15 protein-coding genes, 1 pseudogene and 1 riboswitch are annotated in these 17,825 nt (G+C 71.3%); of the genes and pseudogenes, 11 read left to right on the forward strand and 5 right to left on the reverse strand.

Annotated features, from left to right (window positions below; all coding sequences use genetic code 11):
• Nucleotides 1-9: 9 nt before the first annotated feature.
• A complete protein-coding gene (locus ACFQUZ_RS20005) occupies nucleotides 10-582 on the reverse strand; it encodes a TetR/AcrR family transcriptional regulator (RefSeq protein ID WP_377444300.1) in 573 nt (190 codons plus the stop codon).
• Between the two features lie 161 nt (nucleotides 583-743).
• Here ACFQUZ_RS20005 and ACFQUZ_RS20010 point away from each other — a divergent pair, with 161 nt between their 5' ends.
• Together ACFQUZ_RS20010 and ACFQUZ_RS20015 are read left to right on the forward strand one after the other, a co-directional pair.
• Nucleotides 744-1,613 carry a carbon-nitrogen hydrolase family protein gene (locus tag ACFQUZ_RS20010; protein ID WP_377444303.1) on the forward strand — a complete coding sequence of 290 codons (870 nt, stop codon included), beginning with the start codon at nucleotides 744-746 and terminating at the stop codon, nucleotides 1,611-1,613.
• A gap of 98 nt (nucleotides 1,614-1,711) precedes the next feature.
• Nucleotides 1,712-2,356 carry an HAD family hydrolase gene (locus ACFQUZ_RS20015; RefSeq protein ID WP_377444306.1) on the forward strand — a complete coding sequence of 215 codons (645 nt, stop codon included), beginning with the start codon at nucleotides 1,712-1,714 and terminating at the stop codon, nucleotides 2,354-2,356.
• 6 nt (nucleotides 2,357-2,362) lie between these two features.
• Here the strand turns inward: ACFQUZ_RS20015 and ACFQUZ_RS20020 are convergent, their stop codons facing one another.
• Nucleotides 2,363-2,608: a DUF2630 family protein gene (locus ACFQUZ_RS20020; RefSeq protein WP_377444309.1), complete on the reverse strand. Its 246-nt coding sequence runs from the start codon at nucleotides 2,606-2,608 to the stop codon at nucleotides 2,363-2,365.
• Nucleotides 2,609-2,852: 244 nt separating this feature from the next.
• On the opposite strand from ACFQUZ_RS20020, the gene ACFQUZ_RS20025 reads away from it, so the two are divergent.
• The 7 genes and pseudogenes from ACFQUZ_RS20025 to ACFQUZ_RS20055 all read left to right on the forward strand — a co-directional run bounded on the left by ACFQUZ_RS20025 (nucleotide 2,853) and on the right by ACFQUZ_RS20055 (nucleotide 11,061).
• The gene (locus tag ACFQUZ_RS20025) at nucleotides 2,853-4,226 is read left to right on the forward strand and encodes a cytochrome P450 (RefSeq protein ID WP_377444311.1); all 1,374 of its coding nucleotides are present in this window, start codon (nucleotides 2,853-2,855) and stop codon (nucleotides 4,224-4,226) included.
• Nucleotide 4,227: 1 nt separating this feature from the next.
• Complete coding sequence (locus ACFQUZ_RS20030; protein WP_377444313.1) at nucleotides 4,228-5,127, forward strand: terpene synthase family protein; 900 nt, start codon at nucleotides 4,228-4,230, stop codon at nucleotides 5,125-5,127.
• Nucleotides 5,124-6,731 carry a prenyltransferase/squalene oxidase repeat-containing protein gene (locus tag ACFQUZ_RS20035; protein ID WP_377444316.1) on the forward strand — a complete coding sequence of 536 codons (1,608 nt, stop codon included), beginning with the start codon at nucleotides 5,124-5,126 and terminating at the stop codon, nucleotides 6,729-6,731. The genes ACFQUZ_RS20030 and ACFQUZ_RS20035 overlap by 4 nt, the downstream gene beginning before the upstream one ends.
• A 112-nt stretch (nucleotides 6,732-6,843) precedes the next feature.
• Nucleotides 6,844-8,919 (forward strand): annotated as a pseudogene (locus ACFQUZ_RS20040) (nitrate- and nitrite sensing domain-containing protein); the annotation flags it as partial.
• 758 nt (nucleotides 8,920-9,677) lie between these two features.
• Nucleotides 9,678-10,097, forward strand: a complete 420-nt coding sequence (locus ACFQUZ_RS20045; protein WP_377444319.1) for a roadblock/LC7 domain-containing protein — start codon at nucleotides 9,678-9,680, stop codon at nucleotides 10,095-10,097.
• A gap of 3 nt (nucleotides 10,098-10,100) precedes the next feature.
• Entirely contained in the window at nucleotides 10,101-10,484 is a 384-nt protein-coding gene (locus ACFQUZ_RS20050; protein ID WP_377444321.1) for a DUF742 domain-containing protein, read from the forward strand.
• Nucleotides 10,465-11,061 (forward strand): ATP/GTP-binding protein, encoded by a 597-nt coding sequence (locus tag ACFQUZ_RS20055; protein WP_377444324.1) that lies wholly within the window; start codon nucleotides 10,465-10,467, stop codon nucleotides 11,059-11,061. The genes ACFQUZ_RS20050 and ACFQUZ_RS20055 overlap by 20 nt, the downstream gene beginning before the upstream one ends.
• Before the next feature lie 64 nt (nucleotides 11,062-11,125).
• Here the strand turns inward: ACFQUZ_RS20055 and ACFQUZ_RS20060 are convergent, their stop codons facing one another.
• On the reverse strand, nucleotides 11,126-13,978 hold the full coding sequence (locus tag ACFQUZ_RS20060; RefSeq protein ID WP_377444327.1) for an aconitate hydratase: 2,853 nt from the start codon (nucleotides 13,976-13,978) through the stop codon (nucleotides 11,126-11,128).
• Nucleotides 13,979-14,179: 201 nt separating this feature from the next.
• Here ACFQUZ_RS20060 and ACFQUZ_RS20065 point away from each other — a divergent pair, with 201 nt between their 5' ends.
• Together ACFQUZ_RS20065 and ACFQUZ_RS20070 are read left to right on the forward strand one after the other, a co-directional pair.
• Entirely contained in the window at nucleotides 14,180-14,566 is a 387-nt protein-coding gene (locus ACFQUZ_RS20065) for a VOC family protein (RefSeq protein ID WP_377444330.1), read from the forward strand.
• Nucleotides 14,567-14,735: 169 nt separating this feature from the next.
• The gene (locus ACFQUZ_RS20070) at nucleotides 14,736-15,320 is read left to right on the forward strand and encodes a hypothetical protein (RefSeq protein ID WP_377444333.1); all 585 of its coding nucleotides are present in this window, start codon (nucleotides 14,736-14,738) and stop codon (nucleotides 15,318-15,320) included.
• Between the two features lie 51 nt (nucleotides 15,321-15,371).
• Here ACFQUZ_RS20070 and ACFQUZ_RS20075 read toward each other — a convergent pair whose 3' ends face one another.
• Together ACFQUZ_RS20075 and ACFQUZ_RS20080 are read right to left on the reverse strand one after the other, a co-directional pair.
• A complete protein-coding gene (locus tag ACFQUZ_RS20075) occupies nucleotides 15,372-16,565 on the reverse strand; it encodes a S8 family peptidase (protein WP_377444336.1) in 1,194 nt (397 codons plus the stop codon).
• Between the two features lie 145 nt (nucleotides 16,566-16,710).
• Nucleotides 16,711-17,571: a bifunctional 5,10-methylenetetrahydrofolate dehydrogenase/5,10-methenyltetrahydrofolate cyclohydrolase gene (locus ACFQUZ_RS20080; protein WP_377444339.1), complete on the reverse strand. Its 861-nt coding sequence runs from the start codon at nucleotides 17,569-17,571 to the stop codon at nucleotides 16,711-16,713.
• 24 nt (nucleotides 17,572-17,595) lie between these two features.
• Nucleotides 17,596-17,675, reverse strand: a riboswitch (ZMP/ZTP riboswitch).
• Between the last annotated feature and the right edge of the window lie 150 nt (nucleotides 17,676-17,825).

Consider the following 17,825-nt stretch of genomic DNA (forward strand, 5'->3'; position numbering starts at 1 on the left):
GCGGCGCGGTCAGGGGCGCCGGACCGCGTCCTCGACGAGATCGAGGACGCGGGTCAGTTCACCGGCCGGCCGGCCCATCGCGAGGTGCAGCACCAGACCGTCGTACGCCAGCTCGAGGAACTGGGTGAGCACCTTGATCGGTACGTCGTCGCGGAGCACGCCGGCCTCCCGTTGCCGGTTCAGCCGCTCGCGGGTGGCCTCGGTGATCGCGGCGGAGCGTTGCGCCCACCGCTTGGCGAAGTCCGGGTCGGTGCGCAACCGGCGGGAGACTTCGAGTTGGCTGCCCAGCCAACCGGCCGTGTCCGGGCTGGTGGCCCGGTCGAGGAGATCGCGCATCACCTGGACCAGACCGTTGCGGGCCACGGTCTCGGCCATCGCCACCGCGTCGTCCTCGGCGACGGCGAGGAAGAGCGAGTCCTTGTCCCGGAAGTGATGGAAGATCGCTCCGCGGGAGAGCCCGGTGGCCTCCTCGAGCCGTCGAACCGTGGCGCCCTCGTAGCCGTGCCGGGCGAAACAGGCCCGCGCCGCGGCGAGGATCTCCTGCCGGCGCGCGTCGAGTTGATGCTGGCTTACCCTGGGCACCAACCCAATGTGCCAGGCGGAACAGGGTTAAGCAAGCCGTACGTACGGCTTGCTAGCGCCCGCCCCTCCCCGTCGATCTAGGGCAGATGGTCATGAGTTGATCTCCAATCACGACCATCTGCCCTAGATCGACGGGAGAGGGGCGGGGCTACGATCCGGGCATGAGGCCGGATGGGGAGAGCGGGGGGACGGTGCCGGCGACACCGCTGACCGTCGCGGCGGTGCAGGCCGAACCCGTACCTGGTGACATCGCCGGCAACGCCACGACGGCCGCCCGGCTGGTCCGCGCGGCGGCCGGCTCGGGTGCTCGGCTGGTCGTCCTGCCCGAACTGTTCCTGCCGGCCTACCACCCGCCTACTCTCCGGGCCGATCCCGCCGGCACGGACGTGGTGGAGCGGGACCGTGTCGTGCCGGATCCGCGGCTGGATCCGCTGCGGGCGGCGACCGCCGACACCGGCGCGGTGGTGGTGACAGGCGCGGCGGTACGTCGCCCCGACGGTCGGCGGACCTGCTCGTCCCTGGTCGTATCCGCGGGGGAGGCCCGCGTGGGCTACGACAAGCAGCATCTCTGCGGACCGGACGAGTGCGAGTTGTTCAGCCCGGGAACGGAGGGGGCGACCCTGGTCCTGGACGACTGGCGGTTCGGCCTCGGCGTCTGTTACGACGGCTGCTTTCCCGAACACGCCCGCGCGGCAGCCCTCGACGGCACGCACGGCTACCTGTGCCCGAGCGGCTACCTCGCCGGTTCCGAGCACCGGCGCGACCTCTACTACGCGGCCCGCGCGCTGGACAACACCATGTACGTCGTGTTCGCGAACGTCGTGGGCGGTGCCGACCCGTGGCGGTTCAACGGCGGTGCCGCGGTGTACGACCCCGAGGGCCGGGCCCTGGGCCGGGCGGCGGACCTGGGCGAGGCGGTGGTCGTGGCCACCCTGGACCCCGCCGAGCTGGACCGGATCCGATCGGCGCACACCATGCTTGTCGATCGACTGCCCACTCAGGGCGGGCGCCGGGCCGTCCGGGCCGGATAGCCGTGACTCGCCCGGGTGGGTGGTACATGTAACGCGGGGCGATTCCGGGTGGGTGGCCGGGCTGTCGCCCGCGGGGCGAGGTCACGTAGGGTTCGCAGGTGCCGTTGTTGCTCCTCGACCTGGACAACACCCTGCTCGACCGGACCGGCGCCTTCCGCAACTGGGGAAGGGCCTTCCTAGAGCAGATCGGCGCTCCCGCGAGCGATCTGGACTGGCTGTTGTCGATCGACGCGGACGGGCTGACCGACCGGTGGGATGTCGCCGACGCGCTCCGCGACCGCTACCGGCTGCGCATCCCGTCGATCGACCTCGTCGACGACCTGCGTGCCGGCGTGATCCGGCGTACCCGGCTCGATCCGCTGGTGGCCTGCGCGTTGCAGATCGCGACGGATGCCGGCTGGGTTCCGGTGGTGGTGAACAACGGCACGGTGCAGCAGGACGAGACCAGGATCCGGCAGACCGGCCTGGACCGCTACGTGGCGGACTGGGTGATTTCCGAGGACGTCGGGGTGAGCAAGCCCAACCCACGCATCTTCGCGCTGGCCGCCCAGCGGGTCCGGATGCCGCTGCGCAGCGCCTGGATCATCGGGGACGGGCCGGAGGCGGACATCGGCGGGGCGGCCGCGACCGGCCTGCCGAGCGTCTGGTTGCACCGCGGCCGGCGCTGGCACGAGACCAGGTTCGCGCCGACCCGTACCGCCGACGGGGTGATCCCCGCGGTCGCCGCCGTCCTGGCGGCCTAGCAGTCGCTACTGGAGGTACTTCTCCACCTCGTCGACGTCGCGCGGGTTGGCGGCATCCGGATCCTGTCCGGCCGCACGGGCCGCGCGGCGCCGGCGGAGCAGGTCCCAGCACTGGTCCAGGCTCTCCTCCAGGGTCCGCAACCGGGCGTGCTCCTCGTCGGTCGAGACGTCTCCCCGCTGGACCTGGGTCCGCAGGCGGTGCTCCTCGTCGACCAGATCGCCGATCCGGCTCAGTATCGTCCTGTCGTCCATGCTCCCGAGCTTGGCACAGGGCCGACCGCGACGAGCGATTCCCCGACCCATTCGAATCCAGAGCCTCGCAAACGCGTCACTCGGCACGGGGAGGCCCGTTAGTAGAGTTTTCACATCACAACCCCTAGTCATACCTGCGTTGAGATGAAATGCTCGTCGCCACGTAACTCTCAATAACTGACTCGCCACTCAGGGGTGGACCCCGCTCCCGGTGGCGACCAAGGGGAACTCGTGGTGATCCTGCGTGGTTGAGTCCGACCCCACCCCGTCCGCTCGGGAGCCTCGCCTGGTTCCCATCCGGCGGCTCATCCCCGGTCGCGGTCGCGACCTCATGGATGCCCTGGTCGGCGTGGCCGACGACGTCGGGGAGGAGGTGGTCCGACTCAACTTCGGGGCGTTGCGGCCCTATCTGATCAGTCACCCCGACCACGTCCAGCACGTCCTGCGGGACAACCAGGGGAACTACATCCGGGGTGGCGACTCGCTGATGTGGCGGGCGCTGGAACGGTTGTTCGGCGAGGGCATCCTGAGCGAGGGTGCTCCCTGGGCGGCCAGCCGGGCGCGGCTGCAGCCGATGTTCACCGCCAAGCGGGTCGAGTCCCTGGTCGGCGGCATGAGCGCCGCGCTCAACGAGGGTGCCGACGCCCTGGCGCCCGGGCAGCAGGTCGAGATGGCCCGCGAGGTGTCCCGGCTGGTGTGCCTGGCCATCAACCGGGTGCTGTTCGGCGACCGGATCCCCATCGACGACGCCATGCTCATCGTCCAGCACCAGGACGTGATCGCCCGGTCGGTCCGGTGGCGCATCCTCGCGCCGTTCATCCCCGACGCCGTGCCGATGCCCGGCGACCGGGCGTTCCGCAACGCCGTCAAGGCCATTGACGACCTGGTGCTGCCGGTGATCCGGCGGGTGCGGGAGAACCCGGACGGCCGCGACGACGTCCTGCACAACCTCGCCACCGCCACCGACGACCAGGGCCGGTTGCTGCCCGAGCGGCCGGTGCGGGACGACGTGGTGGCCACCTTCGCCACCACCACCGAGACGACGTACGTGGTGCTCGCCTGGCTCTGGCCGATCCTGCACCACCGCCCGGACATCGCCGAGCGGCTGTACGCGGAGATCGACCGGGTGGTGGTCGCGGGCCAGCCGATCAGCTACGCCCAACTCGGCGAGCTGACCTATACCCGGCAGGTCGTCGACGAGCTGGTCCGGCACTACCCGTCGGCCTGGATGGTGCCGCGCACTGCCGTCCGGGACGACGTCCTCAACGGGGTACGGATCACCGCCGGCAGCACCATGCTGATGAGCCCGTTCGTCACCCAGCACATGTCGGCGTTCTGGGACCGGCCGCAGGAGTTCGACCCCGACCGCTTCGCGCCCGACGCGCCGAAACGCTCGCACCGGTGGGCGTACCTTCCGTTCGGTGGTGGCGCCCACAGCTGCATCGGCATGTACCTGTTCCAGCTCGAAGCGCCGCTGATCATCGCCACCCTGCTGAGCCGGTTCCGGTTCCGGCCGCACGCCGCCGAGATGCCGCACCGCCAACTCGCGGCGTCGATGCGGCCCAGAGAGAAGATCGTGATGACGGTCGAGGCGCACCGGCAACCCGCGCGGAGCTGACGTGGTCGGCGCGCATCCTGAGGAACGTCAGGCGCTCGAGCGGGGCCGGATCTGCGCGCTCGCCGTACGCGGCCAGCGGGAGCTGGCGGCGTACGCCGCGACGCTGCCCGGACTGTTCCCCACCGGGCCGTTCGACCCGGCCCTGTTCGGGGCCGTGGCGCAGGCCATCGCCTTCGGCGACCCGGACTGCCCTCCGGACCGCCTCCGTTTCGCCAACCGGTGTGTGTTGTGGGGATTCGCGGTCGACTGGCAGGTCGACTACGTGGCCGCGACGCGAAACGAGATCGACGCGTTGCGCGCCCGGAGCCTCGCGGTGGCCGACGGTGCCGAGCCGGAACCCGGCGACGACCTCTCCCGACTGCTGGCCGACCTGCGGGACGAACTCGCCGCCGTACCGACGTTCCCGGCGGCCCGCGCGAGCTGGCGGGCGGAACTGCGCAAGGTGCTGGACGCCATGGGCCGGGAATGGGACTGGCGGGCGGCGGCCGGCGGGCCCGTGACCGGGGATCCGCCCGTCAGCCTCGCCGACTACCTGGCCAACGCGGACAACCTGGCCTGCACCATCGTCAACGTCTCGCACTGGATCCGGGGCGGCGACGCGGCGCTGGTCCCGCAGCTGCCGGAGCTGGTGGAGGCGAGTGGTGCCGTGCAGCGGGCGCTGCGCCTGATCAACGACCTGGCCACGTACGAGCGGGACCTTCGCTGGGGTGACCTCAACGCGATCGCGTTGGTCGAGGACCGGTCGGTGGTGGAGCGGGTGCTCGCCGAACTCGTGACGGAGTGTCGCGTGCGGCTGTCGAAGCTGCGCGTCACCCGGCCGGCCGAGGCCGACTACCTGTCCCGGCAGCTCGGCTTCAGCGGCGGCTTCTATCGGCTCAGCGACTTCTGGGGCGAGGGATGACGGTCGCCGACGGGGTCGGCGCCGCGGCCGACGACCTGCTCGCCACCCTGGTGCGGGACCCGTGGGGGCAGGTGTCCCCGTCGGTCTACGAGACGGCCCGGCTGGTGGCCCTGGCGCCGTGGTTGTCCGGACACGACGAACGGGTGACCTGGTTGTTGGACCGGCAACGACCGGACGGCGGTTGGGGGCCACCGGACGGATACGGCCTGGTGCCCACCCTCAGCGCCACCGAGGCGCTGCTCGCCGACGCCACCGGACGCGACGCCGGTGGACGCGACGCCGACGGTGCCATCCCGAGGGGCGAGCGGCTGCGCGCGGCGGAGCGGGGACTGCGGTCACTGACCGAGGCGCCGGTGTGGGCGGTCCCGGACACCCCGGCGGTCGACCTGATCGCCCCGGCGTTGGCCGCCGCCATTGACCACCGGTCCCGCCACCGGCTCGGTCCGCCGGGCGGGCGGTCGTCCACCGGACCCGTCCGGCTCCCCGCCGGTCTCACCCGGGTCCGGCTCGACGCGCTGCACCGGCTCCGCGCCGCGGGCCAGTCGCTGCCGAGGAAGCTGCGCCACGCCCTGGAGGTGCTGGGGGAGGGTGCCCGGCGGCTGACCGGCATCCGCCCCGAGGGTCCGGGCGTGGTCGGCGCGTCGCCGGCCGCCACCGTCGCCTGGCTGGGCCAACCCCGTCCCGCGGACGAGACCGTGGTGCGCTACCTCGACCAGGTTGTCCACCGGCACCTCCACCTCGCCCCGTGCACCGTGCCCATCACCGTCTTCGAACGCGCCTGGGTGCTCGCCGGACTGTCCCGGGCCGGCGTGCCGGTCGCCGTACCAGACGTGCTGCCGCGCGGTCTGGTGGCGGCCCTCGGCCCGTCCGGCGCCGCCACCGGGCCGGGGCTGCCCACCGACGCCGACACCACCGCCGTCGTGCTGTACGCCCTGGCCCGGCTGGGCCGCCCGGTCCCGCCCGACAGCCTGTGGGCTTACGACCTGGGCCGGCACTTCTGCACCTGGCCCGGCGAGGACGGCACCTCGGTGAGTACGAACGCCCACGTCCTCGAGGCGTTCGGCTGGCATCACCGGCACGGTGCGAAACCGGGGTCCCGGTACCGCCCGGTGATCGAACGGCTGACCGGTTGGCTGACCGACCAGCAACTGGCCGAGGGTTGCTGGGTCGATCGCTGGCACGCATCACCGTTCTACGCGACGAGCTGCGCGGCCCTTGCCCTCGCCGACTTCGGCGAGACGGCGGCGGCGCGGCTCGCGGTGCGGCGGGCCGTCGACTGGGTGCTGGCCACCGAACGGCCCGGCGGCGGCTGGGGACACACCGGACGGACCGTGGAGGAGACCGGGTACGCCATGCAGATCCTGCTCACCGCGATGCCGACGGCGGGGACGGTGCCGGCGGAGGTGGTGCGGCGTGGCCTCGCCTCGCTGGCGCGGCACGACGGCGGGGCCGACGAGCCACACTTGTGGCACGACAAGGATCTGTACCGTCCAGACGCGATTATCCGATCGTCCACACTGGCCGCACAGCATCGGGCACGAGCATGGTTGACGGAGGCGGACCGGGCCGGAGCCGGCCGTGGAGGCGGTTCGCCAATGGCATGATCAGGGACGCTTGAGCGGCGATGGCCGACACTGCTAGCGTGCGCCGGGGCCGATGCGCTCAGCGCCGCCTCCGATGACTCTTCCAACCGAAGACCCGACCCAGGACGGTGTGATGGGTTCCCGCAGTTCCCACCTGCGTACCAAGATTGTCGCCCTGCTGGCGTCGCTCGTGGCGCTGTGGGCGTTCGCGGCCTGGGTCACCCTGCGCGAGGGCCTCAACCTGCTGTGGGTGCAGACGCTCGACGTCGCGGTCGCCGAACCGAGTGAACCGCTGCTGTCGGAGTTGCAGATCGAGCGCCGGCTGTCGGTGGTCCAACTAGGCCGGCCCAACGACCAGCAGCAGGCCGCGCTGGACGCGAAGCGGCAGCGCACCATCCAGCTCGCCGACGGGTTCAAGGAGTCGGCGCGCAGCTGGCGGGCGGATCTGGCGGCTGACGCCGAGTTGACCTCGCGGGTGGACGACGCCATCGGCAAGCTCGACCGGCTGGCGGAGACCCGGACGGCGGTGGACAACCGGTCCGTCGACCGGGCCACCGCCGCGCAGGCGTTCACCGACGTGATCGCCGCGCTCTTCGAGGTGTACGAAGAGATGGGCGGCCTGGACGACGAGGACATCGCGGAGAACGCCGTCGCCCTCATCCAGTTGCAGCGGGTGCGGGAACTGGCCTCCCAGGAGGACGCCCTCGTCGCCGGCGTGATCGCGGCGGGATCGATCACCGACGACGAGTACGCCAGGTTCACGGGTCTCGTCGGAGCGCAACGGTTCCTGGCCGAGGACGCGGCGGCGGCCCTTCCCCGCGGGGACCGGGCCGGCTACCAGCAGATGGTCGCGGGGCCTTCGTTCAGTCAGTTCCGCGAGATCGAGGACCGGATCATCCAGCGTGCGCGGCCCGGGTCGGCCGTTCCGGTCAGCGCCATCGACTGGCGCAATGCCGCCGAGGGGGCCATGGCCGACCTGCAACGGGTGATCCTCGCCGGCGGCGACTCGCTGGTGAAGCGGGCCACTCCGGTCGGCGTGGGGGTCGTGCTGCGGTTGGTGCTCGCCGCCGGTCTGGGCCTGCTGGCGGTCGTCACCTCCATCATCGTCTCGATCACCACGGCCCGCGCCCTGGTACGACAACTGGAACGGCTCCGGGAGGCGGCCCGCAATTTGGCCGAGGAACGACTGCCGACGGTGGTGACCCGGCTCGGCCGGGGGGAACAGGTGGACGTGGCCACCGAGGCACCCAAGTTGGAGTTCGGTTCGGACGAGATCGGCCAGGTCGGTCAGGCGTTCAACGCCGTCCAGGAAACCGCCATCCGGACCGCCGTAGAGCAGGCCGAGCTGCGGCGCAGCGTCCGGGACGTCTTCCTCAGCCTGGCCCGACGGACGCAGGCCCTGGTGCACCGCCAACTCTCCCTGCTCGACGCGATGGAGCGGCGGGAGAACGACGCGGAGGAGTTGGAGGACCTGTTCCGGGTCGACCACCTGGCCACCCGGATGCGGCGCAACGCCGAGAACCTCATCGTGCTCTCCGGCTCGACCCCGGGCCGGGCCTGGCGGCGCAACGTACCCATGATCGACGTGGTGCGGGGCGCGGTGGCCGAGGTGGAGGACTACACGCGGGTGACGGTGCTGCCGCTGGGACCGGTAGCCCTCGCCGGCCGTGCCGTCGGCGACGTGATCCACCTGCTTGCCGAGTTGGTGGAGAACGCGTTGTCCTTCTCGCCTCCGCACACCTCGGTGGAGGTGCGCGGCCAGGTCGTCGGCAACGGGTATGTCATCGAGATCGAGGACCGCGGTCTGGGCATGGGGGAGCAGGAGTTGGTCGAGGCCAACGCCCGGATCGTCGACCGATCCGACTTCAACCTGGCGAACGCGAGCCGGCTGGGATTGTTCGTGGTGAGCCGGTTGACCGAGCGGCACAACATCCGGGTCCAGCTCAAGGAGTCCCCGTACGGTGGCACGACCGCGGTCGTGCTCATCCCGCAGGTCCTGGTGACCGACGTCGCCGCACCCGACGAGCCGGAGGTCGACGGGTCGACGAGCGACGCCGGCGCGGTGGCACCGGCCCGGACCGGCCAGCCCGGCACCAACCATGGCGCGCTGGCCGTCGCCGAACGGACCCAGGTCGCTCCCGAGGCGCCGGCGGAAACGGCGACCGCGCCGGCCGAGCCGCGGCCGGGGAGCGCCGAGGCGACGGCTCGGGCGATCAGCGCGCCGACCGCGGAACTGCCGCTTCAGCCGGGCGCCGTCCGACTCCCCGTACGGTCCGATGTGGCGGAGCCGATCGGCCATGTTGACCCGGCGGAGCCGGACGGACAGCCGGGCGCCCCGCACGTACCGGAGGCGGCACCCCTGCCAACCCGCCGTCGACGTTCCCCGCTGTCCGGCAGTGCCGGCGGGTCGGAGCTGTCCGGCAGTGCCGGCGGGTCGGAGCTGTCCGGCGGTGCCGGCGGGTCGGACGGCGACGGCCCGGACGCCCCGGACCTGCGGGCGTCCACCACAACGGACGGTGGCGCCGACCGTACCTCAGCCGGCCTGCCGGTCCGGGTCCGTCAGGCCAACCTGGCCGCGCCGCTGCGGAACCCCGCTCCGGCCGAGCCGGCGCCCGCCGAGCTCGCCGCTCGTCCGCCCGAGGAGGTCCGGCAACGGATGAGCTCGTACCAGACGGGGACCCGGCGCGGGCGGACGGCGGCCGCCGAACTGCTCGCAGTCGAGGGCGAGGAAGCCGTCCGTGCGGCCGATGCCGACACCGGCGCTGTGGACACCGACGGTCCGGCCGTCAACGGCGACGGAACCGCCGACGGTGTCCCAAGCGACGGTCCGGGCGCCGACGGCGCCACCCCATCCGAATCGACCGGCACCGGGACCGGTGCCGGACCGGTGGCCGGCCCGCGCCCCGCGACGGCCGCCGACGAATCCTCCAGCGACGACCGCGACATCCGCTAGAAAGAGGACAACGAGTGGTGCAGCAGACGGCTTCGAACGTCGATCTGGCCTGGTTGCTTGATGACCTGGTCGGTCGGGTGAAGCAGGCGGACCATGCCATCGCCCTCTCCACCGACGGCCTGTTGCTGGCGTCCTCCCGCGGCCTCGGGCGAGACGACGGCGAGCACCTGTCGGCCATGGCGGCGGGCATCCAGAGTCTGGCCCGGGGCGCCGGCAAGCGCTTCGGCGGCGGGCAGGTGCAGCAGACCATCATCGAGATGGAGCAATCGTTCCTGTTCGTCACCGCCGCCGGACCGAACGCGTGCCTCGCGGTGCTGGCGTCGGAGGACGCCGACGTCGGGTTGGTCGCCTACGAGATGGCGATGCTGGTGACCCGGGTCGGGAAGTTCCTCACCTCACCGAGCCGGGTGTCGGATCTGCCCGGCGAGAGGTGAGCCATGGCCGAGCCGGGCGACCCCATGGACCAGTGGGTTGACGAGCAGGCCGGACCGGTCGTCCGGCCGTACGCGGTGACCCGTGGCCGGGCGCGACCGGCGGCGGGTTCCTTCGACATGATCACGCTGGTGGTCGCGAGGCAGGCGGTCCCGCCGCCGGATGTCGGGTTGGGACCGGAGCATCTCGGCATCGTCGGCCTGTGTCAGCGGCCGTTGTCGGTGGCCGAGATCGCCGCCCACCTCAACCTGCCCCTCGGCACCATCCGGGTGCTGCTCGGCGACCTGGTCGAGCGGGACCTGATCCAGGTACGCGAACCGCGCGCGTCCGGCGCGCTTCCTGACGACAGCATCTTCGAGGCGGTGATCAATGGACTCCGTGCGCTCTGACCGCCGGCCCGGCAACGGGCTGCCCACCGCGATCAAGGTGCTGATCGCGGGCGGGTTCGGCGTCGGTAAGACCACAATGGTCGGCACGGTGAGCGAGACGCCGCCGCTGCGCACCGAGGAGGTGCTGACCGAGACCGGCATCGGTATCGACGACCTGTCCGGGGTCGAGGAGAAGGCCACCACCACGGTGGCGATGGACTTCGGCCGGATCACCATCAGCGACGACCTGGTCCTGTACCTGTTCGGTACGCCGGGCCAGGACCGGTTCTGGTTCGTCTGGGACGAACTGGCGATCGGAGCACTCGGCGCCGTCGTGCTCGCTGACACCCGCAGGCTGGCGGACTGTTTCCCGTCGGTCGACTACTTCGAGGGCCGTGGTACGCCGTTCATCGTCGCGGTGAACTCCTTCGAGGGGAGTCAGCAGTACGGCCTCGACGAGGTGCGTCAGGCGCTGAACCTCGACTCGGACGTGCCGGTGGTGATCTGCGACGCGCGGGAGCGGGCGTCGGCCAAGGAAGTGATGATCACCCTGCTGGAGCACGCCATGAAGGTGCGGGACGCCCGCTCGGTCGGCTGATCCGCGAGAAAGGCCCCTGGTCGACGCGAAGCGCTCGCGTCCACCAGGGGCCTTGCCGTTGCCGTCAGCCGAGCATCTTGCGCAGGACGTACTGCAGGATGCCACCGTGCCGGTAGTAGTCCGCCTCACCCGGGGTGTCGATCCGCACCACCGCGTCGAACTCCACGCCGGTGTCGGTGCTGACCTTCACCGTGCGCGGTACGTCACCGTCGTTGAGCGCGGTCACCCCGCTGACGGTGAACGTCTCGGTGCCGGTGAGCCCGAGCGATTCGGCCGTCGTGTCGGCCGGGTACTGCAACGGCAACACGCCCATGCCGATGAGGTTCGACCGGTGGATCCGCTCGTACGACTCGGCGATGACCGCCCGGACGCCGAGCAGCATGGTGCCCTTCGCCGCCCAGTCCCGAGACGACCCCGAGCCGTACTCCTTGCCGGCGAGCACCACAAGCGGCAGCCCCGCCTCGGCGTACGCCACCGAGGCGTCGTAGATCGAGGTCTGCTCGCCGGTCAGGTGGTTGACGGTGACGCCACCCTCCACGCCCGGCACGAGCTGGTTGCGCAGCCGGATGTTGGCGAACGTACCCCGGATCATCACCTCGTGGTTGCCGCGTCGGGAGCCGTACGAGTTGAACTCGTGCCGCGCCACGCCGTGCTCGGCGAGGTACTTCCCGGCGGGGGAGTCCGGCTTGATCGAGCCGGCCGGCGAGATGTGGTCGGTGGTCACCGAGTCACCCAGCTTGGCCAGCACCCGGGCACCGGAAATGTCGGTGACCGGCCGCGGCTCCCGGTCCATGCCCTCGAAGTACGGTGGCTTCCGCACGTACGTCGACTCGCCGTCCCAGGCGAAGGTGTCACCGGTCGGGGTGGGCAGCGACTGCCAGCGCTCGTCGCCGGCGAACACGTCGGAGTACGCCTCGCCGAAGCCGGTGGCGCCGATCGCCGAGGAGATGACCTCCTGGATCTCGGTGCTGTTCGGCCAGATGTCACGCAGGAACACCGGCTGACCCGACGAGTCCTCGCCGATCGGCTCGTTGGCCAGGTCGATGTCCATCGTGCCGGCCAGCGCGTACGCCACCACCAGCGGCGGGGACGCCAGGTAGTTCATCTTGACGTCCGGGTTGATCCGCCCCTCGAAGTTGCGGTTGCCGGACAGCACCGAGACGACGGACAGGTCGTTCTCGTTCACGGCCGCCGAGATCGCCTCGGGCAGCGGGCCGGAGTTGCCGATGCAGGTGGTGCAGCCGTACCCGACCAGGTGGAAGCCGAGCTTCTCCAGGTACGGCGTGAGGCCGGCCCGCTCGTAGTAGTCCATGACCACCTTTGAGCCGGGGGCCAGGGTGGTCTTCACCCACGGCTTGCGGGCCAGGCCCCGCTCGACGGCGTTGCGGGCGAGCAGCGCCGCGCCGATCATCACCTGTGGGTTTGACGTGTTGGTGCAGGAGGTGATCGCGGCGATCACCACCGCTCCGTGGTCGAGTTCGAAGGTGTTTCCGTCCTCGCCGGTAACCTCGATCGGGTTGGTGGCCCGGCCGCCCGAGCCGGTCGCCGCGGAGACCAGGTCGCGCGGCGCGTCGGCGGGGTCGTGAACGCCGTTGGCGGGCGGGTCGCTGGCCGGGAACGACTCGGCGCTGGCCTCGTCGGCGTGGCCGTCGGCGCCGAGCGGGCGCTCGTGCTGCGGCACACCGGGCTTGCGGTCCTGGTCGCCGCCGGTGGCATCGACGGCGACGTAGTCCGAGAGCGCGGAGCGGAACAGCGTCTTGGCGTTGCCCAGCGGCACCCGGTCCTGCGGGCGCTTCGGACCCGCGAGCGACGGCTCGATGGTGGACAGGTCGAGTTCGAGCCGTTCCGAATAGTTCGGTTCGGCGTCCGCGTCGTGCCAGAGTCCCTGTTCCTTGGCGTACGCCTCGACGAGCGCGACCTGCTCCTCGGTCCGACCGGTGAGCTGGAGGTAGCGGACGGTCTCGTCGTCGATCGGGAAGATCGCCACGGTGGAGCCGTACTCGGGCGACATGTTGCCGATGGTGGCCCGGTTGGCCAGCGGCACGGCGCTCACGCCGGGCCCGTAGAACTCGACGAACTTGCCGACCACGCCGTGCTTGCGCAGCATCTCGGTGATGGTCAGCACGAGGTCGGTGGCGGTGGTGCCGGCCGGCATCTCACCGGAGAGCTTGAAGCCGACGACCCGGGGGATGAGCATGCTGACCGGCTGGCCGAGCATCGCGGCCTCGGCCTCGATGCCGCCGACGCCCCAGCCGAGCACGCCCAGGCCGTTGACCATCGTGGTGTGCGAGTCGGTGCCGACCACGGTGTCCGGATATGCCTGGCCGTTGCGCTCCATGATCGTACGGGCCAGGTATTCGATGTTTACCTGGTGCACGATGCCGGTGCCGGGCGGGACGACCTTGAACTCGTTGAACGCGCTCTGCCCCCAGCGCAGGAACTGGTAGCGCTCCTTGTTGCGCTGGTATTCCAGCTCGACGTTGCGGGCGAAGGCGTCCTCCCGGCCGAACAGGTCGGCGATGACCGAATGGTCGATGACCAGTTCGGCCGGCGCCAGCGGGTTCACCTTCGTGGGGTCGCCGCCCAGCTCTCGTACCGCCTCCCGCATGGTGGCCAGGTCGACGACGCAGGGCACGCCGGTGAAGTCCTGCATCAGCACCCGGGACGGGGTGAACTGGATCTCCACGCTGGGGTCGGCGGTCGGGTCCCAGCCGCCCAGCTGCCGGATGTGGTCGGCGGTGATGTTCGCGCCGTCCTCGGTCCGGAGCAGGTTCTCCAGCAGGATCTTCAGGCTGTACGGAAGGGTGTCGTGCCCGTCCACCTTGCTGATCTTGAAAATCTCGTAGCTCGCGTCTCCGACGCGTAGCTGACTCTTCGCACCGAAGGTGTCGAGGCTCGCCACGTCGCACTCCTTCACGCTGTGTTCCGCCGGCCGGGGACCCCCGGCGTGGTTTGCCGGGACCCTGAGCAGTCTCTCGTATCTGTTACCTCGGTGACGGCCTGAGGTAACCCTCACCAGGCACGTCCACAGACCTCACCGGGCACGTCCACAAAACCGTACGTCCGTCTTGCTATTCCCGCAACCCCGTGCCACGCTGTCCGGCGAGGAGGTCCCTTCATGATCCACCACGTTCAGATCGCCTGCCCGCGCGGCTCCGAGGAGGCGTCGCGGGCGTACTACGTCGACGTGCTCGGCCTGGTCGAGAAGCCCAAGCCGGCCGCCCTGACGTCGCGCGGCGGATGCTGGTTCGAATCGCCCGACCGGCCCGAGGGGCCCGCCGGCTGGGGCGGGATCGAGTTGCACCTGGGCGTCGAAGACGGCTTCCGGCCGGCCCGCAAGGCGCACCCGGGACTGCTCTGGCCCGATCTCGACGCGCTCGCCGAGCGGCTCGTCGCGGCCGGCTACCCGGTGCACTGGGGCAACGACGAACTCCCCGGAATGCGGCGGTTCCACACTGAGGACCCGCACGGCAACCGCCTGGAGTTCCTCGCCCCCACCCCCTGACCCGCCGCCATCCCCCTTGCGCGTTGATCTTGCACATTCGGTACCGACACGACGGCACCAAAGACGCGTAAGGCCAGCCCAAAGTGCAAGATCGACGCGCTGGGGGCGGGCTCAGGTCGGCACGCGGTGGGTGGCGGGTGGGGAGGGCGCCGGTGTTAAAGTGCCGGCCGTGCCTGCCGCAGACGTGCATCTCGCCGCCCAGCCCCGACTCGACACGGTGGTCGCCGACTTCGCCACCGATGCCCGCCGGGTGCGCACCGACTACGCCGGCTTCGCCTGGATCGGCGACGAGCCGGACCCGGACACCGGCCTCATGGGTTCGACCTACCAGCGCCGGCAGGTGGACAGCCGGCTCTTCCTGCCGGACACCCACTGGTACGACGTGGACGCGCTGGACGGCGTCGAGGTGCAACTGACCGCCGGCCTGGTGCAGATCCCGGGGACCGCGCAGGGGACCCAGGGTCTGGTGGGCAGCCTGGCCGAGCCGGTGGTGGAGTTCTACGAACATCCCGAGGGAGAGACCGGGGTGGGCCTGTGCCTCTGGCTGCACGGCGACATCTGGTCGAACGTCGGGCTCAGCTACCGGGTGACGGTGCTCTGCGCGCCGGAGGCGATAAGCCGGACCGGCGCCGACGAGGACGGCGCCGGCGTAGATCTGGTGCAGCCGCCGGTGGGTATCGGCGCCCCTGGCGACGGTGGCGGCCCTGGCGACGGTGGCGGCCCGGGCGGCGACGGCGGCGGCTCGGGAGGTTGACGCCGGGCCGGGAGCCGGGCCGGAAGCCCGGCTCCCGGGTGACGCCGAGCGTCAGGAGACGAACAGCAGCCGGTTCGGCGATCCGCTACCGATGTTGCTCAGCACGCCGGTCGTGGCGCTGCCGACGATCGCGCTGGCGACCTGGCTGGGCGAGTAGGACGGGTTGCTGGAGAGCACAAGTGCCGCCGCGCCGGCGACGTGCGGCGCCGCCATCGACGTGCCGCTGATGGTCCTGGTGGCGGTGTCGCTGGTGCGCCACGCCGACAGGATGCCGTCACCGGGGGCGAAGATGTCGACGCAGGAGCCGTAGTTCGACCATGACGCCCTGGCGTCGCTGCTGTTTGTGGCTCCGACGGTGAGCGCCGAACCCACCCGGGCCGGCGAGTAGTTGCACGCGTTGGCGCCGGAGTTGCCGGCCGCGATCGCGTAGGTGATGCCCGAGTTGATCGAGTTCACCACGGCGTTGTCGATCGAGGAACTGGCGCCGCCACCGAGGCTCATGTTGGCCACGGCCGGCTTGACGGCGTTGGCGGTCACCCAGTTGATGCCGTTGACCACGCCGGTGGTGCTGCCGCTGCCCCAGCAGTTGAGCACCTTGACGGCGACCAACCGGACCTGCTTGGCGACACCGTAGGTGGCGCCGCCCACCGTCCCGGCGACGTGGGTGCCGTGGCCGTTGCAGTCGGTGTTGCTGCCACCGGCGGTGTTGGTGCCCCAGGTCGCCCGGCCGCCGAAGTCGGAGTGGGTGACCCGGATGCCGGTGTCGATGACGTAGGCGCGGACGCCCGACGCCGTCACCGAGTAGGTGTACGTGCCGCTGAGTGGCAGGTTGCGCTGGTCGATCCGGTCGAGGCCCCACGGCGGGTTGGTCTGGGTCGCCTGGAGGGTGATGACCTGGTCCTGTTCGACGTACGCCACCGCCGGGTCGGCGGCGAGCCGGCGGGCCTGGGTCTCGCTCATCGTGGCGCTGAACCCGGTGAGCGCGGCGCCGTACACGTCGCCAACGGTCCCGCCGTACCGCTTCACCAGCTTGGCCGCCCGTCCGGACAGCTCGCTGGCCCCGGTGTCCGCCTTGAGGACGACCAGGTAGCTTCCCGTGATCGCGGTGGCCGAGCCGGCGGCGCGGATCTCGCCGGTGGCGGGTGCGGCGGACGCCGGGGTCGTGCCGGCGAGGACGACGATTGTGGCCGCGGTGACGGCGAGCGCGGAGAGGACGCGCCGACCGATCCTGCTTCGATGAGACATCGCGACTCCACCTCTTCGAGCCGGTGCCCGCCCGGGGGTGAGGGCTGGAGGTTTGCGCCGGCCCGTGTTGCGGAGATGCTAACGACCATCCTCACTAGATCGATATAACTAAATTTTCAAATAGACCACGAGCGCTTGTACCCGGTCAGACGCCGAGCTGTTCGGCGGCGGCCCGGACGGTCTGCTCCAGCAGCACGGCGATGGTCATCGGCCCCACCCCGCCGGGCACGGGGGTGAGCAGGTCGGCGACGGTCGCGGCGGTCGCCGCGTGCACGTCGCCCACCCCGCCCGGGTGATAGCCGGCGTCGACCACCACCGCCCCGGGCCGGAGCCAGTCGCCCCGGACGAACTCCGGCCGGCCCACCGCCGCGACCACGATGTCCGCATCGGCGACGAGCGCCGGCAGGTCCGCCGTGCGCGAGTGGCAGTACGTCACGGTCGCGTCCCGGGCGAGCAACAGCATGCCGACCGGCCGTCCGAGGATCGGGCTGCGGCCGAGCACCACCGCCCGCCGGCCGCGCAGCGGCACCTCGTAGGCGTCCAGCAGTCGGAGGATGCCGCCCGGCGTGCACGAGACGAAACCCGGCCGGTCGAACGCCATCGCACCGAACGAGTGCGTGGTGACCCCGTCGACGTCCTTGTGCGGTGCGATGGCCTCGAACGCGGCGCGCTCGTCGACGTGCCGGGGGACCGGGTGCTGGAGCAAAATACCGTGCACCTCGGGGTCCGCGGACAGCTCGGCGATCCGCGTGACCAGGGCAGCCGTGTCGATCTCTGCCGGCAGCGGGACGTGCCGGGAGTCGATGCCGGCAGCCGCGCATCGGTTGCGCTTCATCCGCACGTACGTCACGGAGGCCGGATCCTCGCCGACCAGGACGGTCGCCAGGCACGGCCGGACACCGGTCCGTCTGGCGATCTCGGCGGCCCGGGCGGCGGTCCCGTCGAGGATGTCGCGGGCGAGGTCGGTGCCGGACATCGGACGGGCGCTGGGCGATGTGGTGGACATGACGGCGCCCTCCCGGGGTGCGGTGCGGATCGCCCAGGCGCGCGGCTCACAAGGTGGCCGCTCCCCGGTGGTGCCCCACCCCAGCGCCAGTCACGGCCGGACGCCATCCTAACGCCTGACGATCAGCGTACGGCGCAGCCGGGGTACCCGGCCGATCCGGAGATGCCGGCAAGGGCCGGCCCGTGGTGGGTCGGCCCTTGCTGGGTGGTGGTGGGTGTGGGTGGTTGGTTAGTGGGTGTAGCCGCGGGTGGCCA

Source organism: Plantactinospora sp. GCM10030261 (assembly GCF_042666615.1).
Taxonomy (GTDB): Bacteria; Actinomycetota; Actinomycetes; order Mycobacteriales; family Micromonosporaceae; genus KBS50.